8 protein-coding genes are annotated in these 13,694 nt (G+C 69.9%); 6 read left to right on the top strand and 2 right to left on the bottom strand.

The annotated features are described in order from the left end of the window. Positions 1-169: 169 nt before the first annotated feature. Genes ABZ078_RS23810 through ABZ078_RS23785 form a run of 6 tightly spaced genes read left to right on the top strand, consistent with a single transcriptional unit; the run spans position 170 to position 7,928 of the window. Positions 170-1,162, top strand: a complete 993-nt coding sequence (locus tag ABZ078_RS23810; RefSeq protein WP_356578164.1) for an ABC transporter permease subunit — start codon at positions 170-172, stop codon at positions 1,160-1,162. Then, positions 1,156-2,028, top strand: a complete 873-nt coding sequence (locus ABZ078_RS23805) for a carbohydrate ABC transporter permease (protein ID WP_356578163.1) — start codon at positions 1,156-1,158, stop codon at positions 2,026-2,028. The genes ABZ078_RS23810 and ABZ078_RS23805 overlap by 7 nt, the downstream gene beginning before the upstream one ends. 35 nt (positions 2,029-2,063) lie before the next feature. Beyond that, the gene (locus ABZ078_RS23800; RefSeq protein WP_356578162.1) at positions 2,064-3,719 is read left to right on the top strand and encodes an extracellular solute-binding protein; all 1,656 of its coding nucleotides are present in this window, start codon (positions 2,064-2,066) and stop codon (positions 3,717-3,719) included. Then, entirely contained in the window at positions 3,719-5,227 is a 1,509-nt protein-coding gene (locus ABZ078_RS23795; RefSeq protein WP_356578236.1) for a xylan 1,4-beta-xylosidase, read from the top strand. The genes ABZ078_RS23800 and ABZ078_RS23795 overlap by 1 nt, the downstream gene beginning before the upstream one ends. Further along, positions 5,224-5,907 (top strand): hypothetical protein, encoded by a 684-nt coding sequence (locus ABZ078_RS23790; protein ID WP_356578160.1) that lies wholly within the window; start codon positions 5,224-5,226, stop codon positions 5,905-5,907. Before ABZ078_RS23795 ends, ABZ078_RS23790 begins: the two co-directional genes overlap by 4 nt. Further along, positions 5,904-7,928 carry a beta-galactosidase gene (locus ABZ078_RS23785; protein ID WP_356578158.1) on the top strand — a complete coding sequence of 675 codons (2,025 nt, stop codon included), beginning with the start codon at positions 5,904-5,906 and terminating at the stop codon, positions 7,926-7,928. Before ABZ078_RS23790 ends, ABZ078_RS23785 begins: the two co-directional genes overlap by 4 nt. On the opposite strand, the gene ABZ078_RS23780 is transcribed toward ABZ078_RS23785, so the two are convergent. Together ABZ078_RS23780 and ABZ078_RS23775 are read right to left on the bottom strand one after the other, a co-directional pair. Next, entirely contained in the window at positions 7,922-9,874 is a 1,953-nt protein-coding gene (locus tag ABZ078_RS23780; protein WP_356578156.1) for an alpha-glucuronidase, read from the bottom strand. The genes ABZ078_RS23785 and ABZ078_RS23780 overlap by 7 nt on opposite strands. Positions 9,875-9,894: 20 nt before the next feature. Continuing rightward, a complete protein-coding gene (locus ABZ078_RS23775; RefSeq protein ID WP_356578234.1) occupies positions 9,895-13,638 on the bottom strand; it encodes a GH92 family glycosyl hydrolase in 3,744 nt (1,247 codons plus the stop codon). Positions 13,639-13,694 lie beyond the last annotated feature (56 nt).

Genomic DNA, 13,694 nt, shown 5'->3' with positions numbered 1-13,694 from the left:
GTTGCGCTGCTCCACCAGAATGTTTCGTAACCCTGGATCGCCTCGGTGGCAGCCCCCTCAACCGGTGTTCCCTGTCAGTCCCATTGACAGCCATTACACCCGCCCCTAACCTCGCCGCAAAGTTGCCGGTACGACTCCGAAACTTTCGGTGCCACCGGGAGGCCACCGTATGAGCACCTCCACCAGATCGGCTCCACCGCCCGGCACCCAGGAGCCGCCACCGACGAAGGCTCCACCCCGCCGCGCGCGGCGGCCGACGCGCACGGGCCGGCGGCGGGCGCTGCGCCGGGACTGGCAGTTGTACTCGCTGGCCGTGCTGCCGCTGCTGTTCTTCCTGGTCTTCCGCTATCTGCCGATGATCGGCAACGTGATCGCCTTCCGGCGCTTCGAGCCGGGCGGCTCGATCCTGGGCGAGCAGTGGGTGGGGCTGCGCTATGTCGAGATGTTCCTCTCCGACCCCACCTTCTGGCAGGTGTTCCGCAACACCCTGTGGCTCGGCGGGCTCACGCTGGTCTTCTGCTTCCCGATCCCGATCGTGCTGGCGCTGCTGCTCAACGAGGTGCGCCGGCAGTCACTGAAGCGGTTCGTGCAGTCGGTGTCGTATCTGCCGCACTTCCTGTCGATCGTGATCGTCGCGGGCATCACCATGCAGATGCTCGCCACCGACGGCCCGATCAACCACGTGCTGGGCTGGTTCGGGCACGATCCGATCCGGTTCATCCAGGAGCCCGAGTGGTTCCGCACCATCTACGTCGGCTCGGAGATCTGGCAGACCGCCGGCTGGGGCACGATCCTCTACCTCGCCGCGCTCACCACCATCGACGAGGACCTGTACGAGGCCGCCCGCATCGACGGCGCGGGCCGCTGGCAGCAGATCTGGCACGTCACCCTGCCCGGCATCCGGCCCACCATGATCACGCTGCTGATCCTCAACATCGGCACGTTCCTGGCGGTCGGCTTCGAGAAGGTCCTGCTGCTGTACAACCCGCTGACCTATCCGACCGCCGACGTGATCTCCACCTACCTCTACCGGACCGGTCTCGAGTCCAACAGCTTCAGCTACGCCGCCGCCATCGGCCTGTTCGAGGCGATCATCGGCCTGGTCCTGATCACGTCCGCCAACCAGCTCTCGCGCCGCACAGTGGGGACGAGCCTGTGGTGAAACCGAGCCGCTCCTACCGCGTCTTCCAGGGCATCAACGGGGTGATCCTCACCCTCGTCGTGCTGGTGACGCTGTATCCGTTCGTCAACATCATCGCCCGCTCGTTCAGCGGGGAACGGCAGATCCGGGCCGGCGAGGTGACGCTGTGGCCCAAGGGCTTCAACCTCACCACCTACGAGATCGTCTTCTCCGACTCGACGTTCTGGCGGAACTACGGCAACACCGTCTTCTACACGGTCGTCTCCACCGCCGTCGCGATGGTGCTGACGACCTGTTACGCGTACGTCCTGTCGAAGAAGCACCTCAAGGGGCGCAGCGCGCTCGTCGGTATCGCCGTCTTCACGATGTTCTTCACCGGCGGCCTGATCCCCAACTACGTGCTGATCAGCAGCCTCGGCCTGAAGAACTCCGTGTGGGCGATCGCCATCCCCAACGCCATCAGCGTGTTCAACCTGCTGGTGATGAAGGCGTTCTTCGAGAGCCTGCCGAGCGAACTGGAGGAGGCCGCGGAGATCGACGGCCTGAGTACGTACGGCATTCTGCTGCGGATCGTGCTGCCGCTGTCGAAAGCGGTGGTCGCCACGATGGTGCTGTTCTACTCGGTGTCCTTCTGGAACTCCTGGTTCTCGGCGTTCCTGTACATGGACAAGACCGAGTTGATGCCGGTCACCGTCTATCTGCGCAACCTCCTCGCGGGCGCGACCGGCGGCGGCAACGCCGGGGCCACCACGGAGCAGGGCAGCCAGGTGGCGACGAACATCCAGGCGGTCACGATCGTGCTGACCTCGCTGCCCATCCTCTGCGTGTACCCGTTCGTCCAGCGCTACTTCGTCTCGGGCGTGATGCTCGGCGCGGTCAAGGGCTGACCTCCTCAACTCACTTACGGAACGAGGGAGTTCCCGTGAAGAACACAGGACAACTGTCCCGGCGCCAGATCCTCGCCGCCGCCGGTTTCATCGGCCTGGCCACCCTCACCGGCTGCGGCGGCGACGACGGAGGGGGCGGCAAGGACCTGTCGAAGAAGCGACACGGCGCGATGAAGAACTACCGCGTCGGCGACCAGTTCAAGGCCGCCGAGCCGCTGTCGTTCTCGGTCCTGTACAACAACCACCCGGGCTACCCGCTGAAGAACGGCTGGCTGTTCTGGAAGGAGCTCACCCGCCGCACCGGCGTCACCCTGAAACCGACCGCCGTCCCGCTGAGCGACTACGAGAAGAAGCGCAGCCTGCTCATCGGCGCGGGCGACGCCCCCCTCATCATCCCCAAGACGTACCACCCCTCCGAGGCCGCGTTCGTGTCATCGGGCGCGATCCTCCCGGTCAGCGAGTACGTGCACCTGATGCCCAACTTCCGGGAGAAGGTGAAGAAGTGGCGCCTGGAGCCCGAACTCGACTCCATCCGCCAGTCCGACGGCAACTACTACCTGCTGCCCGGCCTGCACGAGAAACCCAAGCCCGGCTACTCGCTGTCGCTGCGCACGGACGTCCTCGACAGACTCGGCCTGAGCCTGCCCACCACCTGGGACGAGGTGTACTCCGTCTTCAAGGCGATCAAGGAGGAGTACCCCGACCGCTACCCCTTCTCCGACCGCTGGAGCGACAACACGCCCTTCCCCGCGGGCGCCCTGATGAGCTACCTCGGCCAGGCGTACGGCATCGGCGCCGGCTGGACGTACGAGAACACCACCTGGGACGCGCAGGCGAAGAAGTTCGTCTTCACCGGAGCCACGGACGCCTTCCGCCAGATGATCACGTACCTGCACAAACTGGTCGCCGAGAAGCTGATGGACCCCGAGAGCTTCACCCAGCACGACGACGAGGCGATCCAGAAACTGCTGTCGGAGCGGTGCTTCGCGATCAGCGCCAACCCGCAGGAGCTGGTGCAGAACTACCGGTACAACCTGGAGAGGCAGGTCGAGGGCGCGACCATCGAGATGGTGCCGGTGCCGCTCGGGCCGGCGGGACCGGTGGTGATGGGCGGCAGCCGCCTGGAGAACGGCCTCATGATCTCCAGCAAGGCCCTCGACAGCGACAACTTCGTGGCGATGATGCAGTTCGTGGACTGGCTCTGGTACTCGGACGAGGGCCAGGAGTTCGCCAAGTGGGGCGTCGAGAACGAGACGTACACCACCTCCGGGCCGGGCCGGTACAAGGTCAAGGACGGCATCACCCTCATGGGCTCGGACCCGGACGCCCCGAAGGACCTGCAGAAGGACTACGGCTTCTCCAACGGCGTCTTCGCCTACGGCGGCACCTGGGCCCTGGTCTCGTCCTCGTTCCTCCCGGACGAGAAGAAGTTCCAGGACGCCATGGCCGAGCGCGAGCAGCTGCCCATCGACCCGCCCCACCCCCTGCAGTCCACGGAACAGGAGCAGGCCACCCTCTGGGACACGCCGCTCAGGGACCACGTCACGCAGAACACCCTCAAGTTCGCCCTCGGCAAGCGCCCGCTGTCCGAATGGGACGACTACGTGGCCGAGTTGAAGTCGAAGAACATGGACCAGTACATCGACCTGCACAACCGGGCGTACGAGCGGTACCAGAAGGAGAACGGGTGATCATCCGCGTCCCCGCCGAGCCGAGCGGCCGCCTGTCCGACGCCTGGCGCCACTGCGTCGGCACCGGCCGCCTCGACCTCGCCCTGCGCCGCGACTACCAGGACTCCCTGAAGGTCCTGCGGGACGAGATCGGCTTCCGGCACATCCGCGGCCACGGCCTGCTCAGCGACGGCATGGGCATCCACCGCCCCTACGACCACCAGGGCACCCGGCACGTCCACCACTCGTTCACGTATGTCGACCAGGTCGTCGACGCCTACCTCGACCTCGGCATCCGCCCCTTCCTCGAACTCGGCTTCATGCCACCCGGGCTGGCCTCCGGCGAGCAGACGGTGTTCTGGTGGCGGGGCAACGTCACCCCGCCCCGCTCCCACCCGGAATGGGCGGAACTGGTCCGGGCCACGCTCACCCACCTCGTCGACCGGTACGGCCTCGACGAGGTGCGCACCTGGCCCATCGAGGTGTGGAACGAACCCAACCTGCGCGACTTCTGGCAGGACGCGGACGAGCAGGCGTACCACCGGCTGTACGAGGTCACCGCACACGCCGTGAAGGAGGTGGACGCCTCGCTCCAGGTCGGGGGCCCGGCGATCTCACCCGGCGCAGACGAGTGGCTGGTCCGCTTCGCCGAGTTCGCCGACCGCCGCGACGTCCCCGTCGACTTCGTCTCCCGGCACGCCTACACCTCCGGACCCGCCCAGCACGTCCCGTTCGGCGTCCACCAGACACTCGCCCCGGCGGACCACCTCCTCGACCAGTTCGCCCGGCCGCGGGACCGGCTCAAGGGCACCCGGTACGCCGAACTCCCCGTCCACATCACCGAGTTCAACTCCTCCTACCGCCCCGACAACCCCGTCCACGACACCGCCTTCCACGCCGCCTACCTCGCCCCGGTCGTCGCGGCCGGCGGCGAGCACGCCGACTCCTTCTCGTACTGGACGTTCAGCGACGTGTTCGAGGAGACCGGCATCCCCACCGCCCTCTTCCACGGCGGCTTCGGCCTGCTCACCCACCGGCAGATCAGGAAGCCGACGTACCACCTGTACGCGTTCATGGCCCGCATGGGACCGCAGCTGCTCGCGCGCGGTAACGGCCACCTCGTCACCCGGCACCCCGACGGCCGGGTCACCGTCCTCGCCTGGGCCCCGGTCGACCCGACCGGCGAGAGCCCCGGCCCGGACCGGCACACCCTGCGCCTGTCCGTGCCGGTGAGCGGCGGCGAGGTGTTCGTCCGCCGCTCCCGCGTGGACGAGGAGCGCGGCAACGCGTACACCGCCTGGCGGCACATGGGCAGCCCGCGCTCACCGAAACCCGCCCAGCTCGACGTCCTGCACGAGGCCGCCGAGCCCGCCCGCCACCACTCCCGGCTGCCGGTGCGGGACGCGCGCGTGACCCTGGACCTGACGCTGGGCCGCCACGAGGTCACCCTCGTCGAACTCACCCCGGTCGAGGACGAGACCCCACCCTGGTGGGACGAACGCCGACTGCTGGGAAGGGAGCCGCGGTGAGCAGCGTCCGTACGACCGACTTCGGCACCGGCGTCCTCTCCCGCGCCGCCGCCCTCATCCACACCCTCGTCACCGTCGAGGTCCTGCTGCTGGTCGCCGCCTCGCCGGGCCTGGCCGGGCTGTTCCTGCTCGGCGCCGACCCGTCCAACCTCCCCCTCGCGGCCGTATGCCTGCTGCCCCTCGGCCCGGCCCTGTCCGCCGCCCTGTACGCCCTGCACCACCGCAGCCGCGACCTCACCGAGCTGCGCCCGGCCCGCGCCTACTGGCGGGGCTGGCGGCTGGGCGCCCTCCCGGCGCTGAAGCTGTGGACCCCGCTGCTGGCGTGGCTCACCGTCATCGCGTTCACCCTCACGCACTTCTCGGCCACCGGCCTGCCCGGCTGGTGGGCGGTCCTGCTCGCGGCGATCGGCGTCGTCTCCCTGCTGTGGGGCGCGCACGCGCTGGTCCTGACCTCCCTGTTCACCTTCCGCACCCGCGACACCGCCCGCCTCGCCGCGTACTTCCTGCTCCGGCACGGCCGCGCCACCCTCGCCGCGGCCTCGCTGCTGGTTCTGACGGCCGCGGCGACCGCCCTGCTGACCGAGGCCCTGCCCGCCCTGCTGGCCGCCCCGCTGCTGCTGTCCCTGCTGCACGGCAGCCGCCCGGTGATCGCCGAGACCCAGGAGGAGTTCACCGCATGACCGCGCCCCGCCTCCCGAAGATCGCCTACGGCGGCGACTACAACCCCGAGCAGTGGCCGGAATCCATCTGGGACGAGGACCACCGCCTGTTCGACCGGGCCGGCATCGACACCCTCACCGTCGGCGTCTTCTCCTGGTCCCTCACCCAACCCTCCGAGGACACCTACGACTTCACCGTCCTCGACCGCATCCTCGACCGGGCCGCCGCCGAGGGCCGCGGCGTCTGCCTGGCCACCGGCACGGCCGCCCTCCCGCCCTGGCTCGCCAAGAAGTACCCCGAGGTCAACCGCACCGACTTCGAGGGCCGCCGGCACCGCTACGGCCAGCGGCACAACTTCTGCCCCAGCTCACCGGTGTACCGCGAGCAGGCCACCGCGATGGCGGGCAGCCTCGCCGAACGCTACGCCGACCGCCCCGCCCTGCTCGCCTGGCACATCAACAACGAGTACGGCGGCGCCTGTTACTGCGAGCGGTGCGCCGACGCCTTCCGCGCCTGGCTGCGCGACCGGTACGGCACCCTCGACGCCCTCAACGACGCGTGGTGGACCACCTTCTGGTCGCACCGCTACACCGACTTCGACCAGATCGAGCCACCGAACGCCCTCACCGAGCACTGGCGCGGCCCCGACCACACCGCCTTCCAGGGCATCACCCTCGACTACTTCCGCTTCACCACCGACGCCCTGCTCGGCTGCTTCCTCGCCGAGAAGGAGGCGATCCGCGCCCACGACCCGGACACCCCCGTCACCACCAACTTCATGGGCATGTTCCGCCCGCTCGACTACCACCGCTGGGCACCCCACCTCGACTTCGCCTCCTGGGACAGCTACCCGCCGCTCGACGCCCCGCCCACCTGGCCCGCCCTCGCCCACGACCTGATGCGCGGCCTGAAGGACGGCGCCCCCTTCTGGCTGATGGAACACACCCCGTCCACCACCGCCTGCCGTGACGTGAACCCGCTGCGCCGCCCCGGTGAGCTGCGCCTGGCCACCTTCCAGGCGATCGCCCACGGCGCCGACGCCGCCCTGTACTTCCAGATGCGCGCCTCCCGCGGCGCCTGCGAGAAGGACCACGGCGCCGTCATCGGCCACGCGGGCCGCGACGACACCCGCGTCTTCCGCGAAGTCGCCGACCTCGGCCGGGAGTTGAAGCTACTGGGCGACAGCACGCTCGGCGCGCGCACACCCGCCCGCACCGCCCTGGTCTTCGACTGGGACAGCTGGTGGGCCCTGGAGATCTCCGACGGCCCCTCCCGGCTGGTCAGGTACCAGGAGGTCGTCCACGCCTACTACCGGGCCGCCCGCGAGGCTGGCGCGGACGTCGACGTGGTCCCGGTCACCGCCGACCTCACGGCCTACGACGTGGTCCTCGCCCCCGCCCTCCACATGGTCAAGGACGATCTCGCCGAGCGCCTGGAAGCCGTCGCCGCACGCGGCGGCACGGTCCTCGCGACCTTCCTCTCGGGCCGCGTCGACGCACACGACCGCGCGTTCCTCACCGACGTCCCCGGTCCGCTCGTCCCGCTCATGGGCGTCCGCGTCGACGAGTGGGACACGAGGCCCCCGGAGTTCGTACAGCCCGTCCAGGTCGGGGAGCTGACCTGCGAGGCCCGCCTGGTCTTCGAACTCGTGCTGCCGCGCGGCGCCGAGCCGGTCGGCACCTACGGCGCCGACTTCTACGCCGGCACCCCTGCCGTGACCCGTCACCCCTTCGGCGACAGCGGGGGAGAGGGCTGGTACGTCGCCACCGCCCTCGACCAGCCCGGCGTCGACCGGGTCGTCCGCCGCGTCCTCGCCCGCCACGACCTGCTCGGCCCGTACGCCGACCACCCCGCCCTGGAGACCGCGACCCGGGTCGCCCCCGACGGCACCCGCCTCCTCTTCCTCCTCAACCACGCCCCCGAACCGGTCCACCCGACCGCCCACACCACCGCCACCGACCTGCTGACCGGCAAGCGGGTCGAGCAGGGCGAGCCCCTGGCCCTCGATCCGCTGGGCACAGCGATTCTGCGGATTCAGTAGATGCGCCGCCCATGTGCGTCGGGCACACCGGACTTGCGGAAGAAGTAGCTGTTGACCTGATCGCGCCACTCACGGGCACTGCGGAGCTGCTCCTCGAACAGCTCTGTCACCCGTGCGTGGCGCCCCGGCTCGACCAGCCCGGCCAGCGAGGCCCACACCCGCTGGGCCTCCTCCACCTCCGCCACACCCTCGAAGTGTGTGTCGTAGATGTGCTGGATCACCGTCTTGCCGCTGCGCAACATGTGCCCGTACGCCATGTGGTGGAAGAACAGCAGCAGCTCGTCGGGACAGGTGTCCGGCGACTCGTACCGCTCGGCCCACGGCTTGGCGTACTGCCCCGCGTACCCGGTGCCGGTCGCCACACTGCGGTCCACACCGACGCCGTCGCGGTCGGCGAAGTGATAGGTGCCCCAGGGGCTGTACTCGTAGCCGTCCACGCTCGGCCCGTAGTGGTGCCCGGGCTGCACCATCCAGCCCACGCCCAGCGGCGCGGTGTACTTCTCGTACGTCCGCCACGAACCGTCCAGCACCGCGCGCAGCCCCGTGTGCAAGCGTGGGTCGCCGGGCCCGAAGCTGAGCCGGATCCACTCGTCGAGGATCCGGCCCGGATCCGCGACCGGCTGCCAGGCCAGCCGCCCGAAGGTGTACAGGTTCGCCTGGGCCAGCGGGTGGCCGGTCCAGAACGGGTCGTCACCGACGTTGGACACGGCGACGAGTCCACCGCGCGCCAACTCCCCGACGGATGACCCCTCTTCGGGCCGGAACCGCAGCACCTCGCTCCACATCGGGCCCAGCCAGCACACATGCCGCTGCTGCCCGGTGTACTCCTGCGTGGCCTGCATCTCCACCGCGAGCCGGGTGCGGGGCATCGCGCCGATCAGCGGCGAGACGGGCTCGCGCACCTGGAAGTCCATCGGCCCGTGCTTGACCTGGAGGACGGCGTTCGGCGCGAACTGCCCGTCCAGCGGCACGAAGTGGTCGTACGCGGCCCGCGCCCGGTCCGTCGTCCGGTCCCGCCAGTCCTGGCGGTGGTCGTAGACGAACGCCCGCCAGTGCACGGTGCCGCCGTACGGTTCCAGCGCGGCCGCGAGCATGTTCGCGCCGTCCGCGTGACTGCGGCCGTACGCGAACGGTCCCGGCTGCCCCTCCGAGTCGGCCTTCACCACGTACCCGCCGAAGTCGGGGATCGCCTCGTGGACCCGCGCGGTCGCCCCGGCCCACCACGCCCGCACCGCCTCGTCCAGCGGATCGGCGGTCGGCAGCCCGCCGAGCAGCATCGGGGCGGCGAAGGTCACCGACAGATGGACACGGATGCCGTACGGCCGCAACACGCCCGCGAGGTCGGCCACCTCACCGATCCGGTCGGTCAGCAGGCGCGCCTCGGCCGCGTGCACGTTGACGTTGTTCACGGCCACGGCGTTGATCCCGCAGGCCGCCAGCAGCCTGCCGTACGCCCGGACGCGCTCGAACTCCCCGCGCGCCCGTCCGTCCCGCCAGAACAGCGACCCGCCGGCGTAGCCACGCTCCACCTGGCCCATGACCGGATGCACGGCCACGTTGTCCCAGTGGTCGAGCATGCGCAGCGCCATGGCGGGCCGGTGCTCCTCACGGCCGTACGAGCCCTGGAACGCCGTGTCCCCGAGCCGTACGACGTGGAAGAGGCCGTACAGCAGCCCGGGGCCCCCGGACGCGGTGACGGTCGTGCGGCCGTCACCGCGCTCGAAGGTGAACGCCTCGCCGCCCTCGGCGCCGGTCAGCTCCAGCACCAGGTCGTACGGCCCGGGGGAGCCGTCGCGCGCGACGCTTCCGCCGAACCGTGCGCAGGCCTCAGCCACCTCCCCGTGCACCGTGTCCACCAGAGGTCCCGAGCCGCGGACCAGCGTCCGCCGGGTGCCGATCGGCCGGAACGCCCCGTCCGGCAGCCAGGCCGGATCGACACCCTGCATGAGACCCCCAATGCCCCTGCTCAGGCGAGCAGTTCGACTTCCGACACCACCGCCTCGCCGTCGAGGACCAGGCGGTACCTCCCGTACGTACCCGGTGACCCCACGGTGAACGCCCGTGTCTGCCGGTCCCATGCGAAGGACTGCCCGGAGCGCTCGTCGAGGGTCCGCCACGTGGTGCCGTCCTTCGACCCCTGGAGCTGCCACCCGGTCGGCGCCCGCGTCCGGTCCGCCGGCGAGGTCAGCGTGTACTGCACGGCCTTGGTGCGCCCGGACACCGGCAGGTCCAGCGAGGAGACGCTCGCCTGCGTCGCCGACGTGTCGTCGAACAGCGCCCCGTCGCCCTTGAGCACATCCGCGCGCGGCTGCGGCACCTCGTCGTCCTCGGTGATCGACACCGGCGCCGCGTGCTTGCCGGTGCCCCACGACGAGGGCCGCGGCCCCATGTCGAACTCCAGGACACCGCCCTTCGCGATCAGCGAGTGGGGGAGCGACGTCGACTTCCACGCAACGCCGTCGACCTTCAGCCCCTGCACGTACACATTGCGGGCGCTGTTCCTCGGCGCCTTGACGACCAGCTCCCGGCCGTTGTCCAGACGGACCGTCGCCTTGGTGAACAGGGGTGATCCGATGGCGTACTCACCACTGCCCATCACCAGCGGATAGAAGCCCAGCGCGGAGAACAGGAACCAGGCCGACTGCTCGCCGTTGTCCTCGTCGCCGTGGTAGCCCTGCCCGATCTCGCTGCCGACGTAGAGCCGCGACAGCACCTCGCGGACGTGTCTCTGCGCCTTCCAGGGCTGCCCGGCCGCGTCGTACATGTAGATGGCGTGGTGGGCGACCTGGTTGGAGTGGCCGTACATGCCCATGCGGACGTCCCGCGCCTCGGTCATCTCGTGGATGACACCGCCGTAGGAGCCGACGAGGTCGGGCGAGGCGGTCTCCGGGGTGGCGAAGTACTCGTCGAGCTTGTCGGCGAGGCCGTCGCGGCCGCCGTAGAGGTTGGCCAGGCCCCGGCTGTCCTGGGGCGCCGTGAAGGCATAGCCCCAGCCGTTCGTCTCCGTGTAGTCGTATCCCCACACCCGCGGGTCGTACTTCGAGGACTCCACGCGCCAGTCGCCCTTCGCGTCCCGGCCCTGGAAGAAGCCGGCCTCGGAGTCGAAGAGGTTGACGTAGTCCCGGGCGCGGTCGAGGAAGTACGCGGACTCCTCCTTGTACCGCTTGTCGCCGGTCTTCTTGTACAGCGCCTGTCCCATCCGCGCGATGCCGTAGTCGTTGAGGTAGCCCTCCAGCGCCCAGGACAGGCCCTCGTGCGTCTCGGTGCCGGTGTAGCCGAGGAAGGGCGAGGTCGCCATCCCCTTGCGGCCCACGCCGGACGACGGCGGCACCACGGTCGCGTTCTTCACGGCCGCGTCGTACGCCGCCTCCGCGTCGAAGTCGACGCCCTTGACGTAGGCGTCCGCGAAGGCGACGTCCGAGGAGGTGCCGGTCATGAGGTCCGCGTAGCCGGGGGAGGACCAGCGGGAGGTCCAGCCGCCGTCCTTGTACTGCTGTACGAACCCGTCGACCATCTCGCCGGCCTGACTGGGCGTCAGGAGTGAGTACGCGGGCCACGTCGTCCGGTAGGTGTCCCAGAAGCCGTTGTTCACGTACACCTTGCCGTCCACGATCTTCGCGCCGGTGTGCGTCGGCGTGTCGGGGCCCGGCATCGGGGAGAACGGCGACGCGTACCGGTACGTCGAACCGACCTTCTCGAAACCGGAGTTGGGGTACAGGTACAGCCGGTACAGGCTGGAGTACAGCGTGGTGAGCTGGTCCGGCGTCGCGCCCTCGACCTCGACCTTGCCGAGGAGGCGGTCCCACTGGCGCTGGGCGCGTGACTTGACCGTCTCGAAGGAGGTGCCGCCCGGGATCTCCTGGCGCAGGTTGTCCCTGGCCTGGTCGATGCCGATGAGCGAGGTGGCCAGGCGCAGGGTGACGGTCCGGTCGGCTCCGGCGTCGAAGCGCAGGTGTCCCTTCACCCCGCCGGCGGAGCCCTCGGTCACGGGCTTGTCGAACTCGCCGTACACGAACAACCGCGTCGCACCCGTCGACAGCCCGGACTTCACGTCCGAGTAGCCGGTGACGATCCCGTCGTCCTGGTCGAGCGTGAGGCCCGCCTGGTCCGTCACATTGTCGAAGAGGACGCTCGCGTCGTCGCCCGGGTAGGTGAAGCGCAGCACCGCCGCGTGGTCGGTCGGCGCCATCTCGGCCTTCAGCCCGTTCTCGAACCGCACCCCGTAGTAGTACGGCCGCGCTGTCTCGTTCTCGTGCCGGAAGGCGAGCTCCCGTGCCTCACGGCCCAGGTCCGGGGTGCCGGAGACGGCCGACGGCATCACCTGGAAGGTCTGCCGGTCACCCATCCAGGGGCTGGGCTCGTGGCTCGCGCTGAACGCCTGGATCGTCGGCAGGTTGTCGGCGTTGTTCGCGCGGGCGTAGTCGTACAGCCAACTCAGCGAGCCCGCGTTCGTCACCGGCGTCCAGAAGTTGAAGCCGTGCGGCACGGCGGTCGCCGGGAAGGTGTTGCCGCGCGAGAAGCCGCCGCTGGAGAGGGTGCCGCGGGTGGTGAGCGCGTAGTCGGACGGGTGGGCCTTGGGCTTCTCGGGCGCCACGCGCTGCAGCGCGATGTCGTCCAGCCAGCCCCGGAACCTCGCCGGGCCCTCGGGGGAGTCGTACGCCACCAGGATCCGGTCGACCGTCCTGCCCGCCGCGACCGAACCGATCCGTGCGACCACGTTGTTCCACTGGTTGACGTACAGCACCTTGGCGGCGCCCTGCCCGCGCGGCGACAGCGGGAAGCCGTGCTGGTCGGTGGCGCCGAGGTCGCTGAGATGGGTGCCGTCGGTGAAGGCGAGGTCGACCGAGACGTGCGTGGCGTCGTAGTCACGGTCGCCGTCCGCCATCGACGGGAAGACGCGGTAGGACAGCCGGGTGTCGCGGCCGACGGCCACGTTCACGTCGTAGACCTTGTTGTACGAGTACGCCCGCCCGTCCGCCGTGTGCCGTCCGGCGTACCTGAGGGCCCGCTTGCCGGTGAAGCCCGCGCCCGCCTTCGCGGTCGGGGAGCCGCTCGGGCCGCGGTCGACCAGGGAGAGCATGTCCTGCGGGACCGGGCCGTCGCCGCCGCCCGTGGAGAACTGGACGTCGGCCAGTTGCAGGATGTCGGAGGCGCCGTTGTTCCTGGTGACCTCCAGTCGGAGGTGCTGGTACTCGGCCGGTTCCGGGAGGTCGTACGTCTTTGTCTGGAACCGTTCGGTGAACGTCTCACCGGAGCGGGTGTCCAGGGTCTTCCAGTCCTTGCCGTCGACGGAGCCCCGCAGGGTCCAGTCCCGTGGGTCGCGCTCGGCGTGGTCGTTGGCCGAGGTGAGCGCGTACTTCGCGATCTTTACCGCTTTGTCCATGTCGAACTCCAGCCACCCGCTGCGTTCGAAGACCAGCCACTTGCTGCTCGGCTCCCCGTCGACGAGGTTCTCCTTCACCTCCCCGCCGCTCGTGTTCTCGCCGTTCGCCCGTACGTCCGTGACATGGTCGGTCACATTGCCCGGTATGCCGCTGCCGTAGCCGCCGTCGACGCCCGAGGCCCGCTTGCCGCCGTCCGGCGCGGTGTCGACGGTGTTGAGCCAGTCGGGTGCCGGGTCGCCCGCCTCGAACGAGGACGCGAATTCCTGGTCAGCCGTCGCGGGAGCGGTCGGCAGGGACACCGCCACCCCCTGCGCGCTCACGGTCAAAGCGAAGGCGGCCGCCGACACGACCGCCGATTTCACCCATCTGTGCCGAGCTCTCT

The sequence above is a fragment of the Streptomyces sp. NPDC006385 genome, assembly GCF_040612485.1.
In the GTDB taxonomy this organism is placed as follows: Bacteria; Actinomycetota; Actinomycetes; order Streptomycetales; family Streptomycetaceae; genus Streptomyces.
Note: the sequence above shows the minus strand (reverse complement) of the source record. Positions and strands in the feature narration are given on the sequence as shown.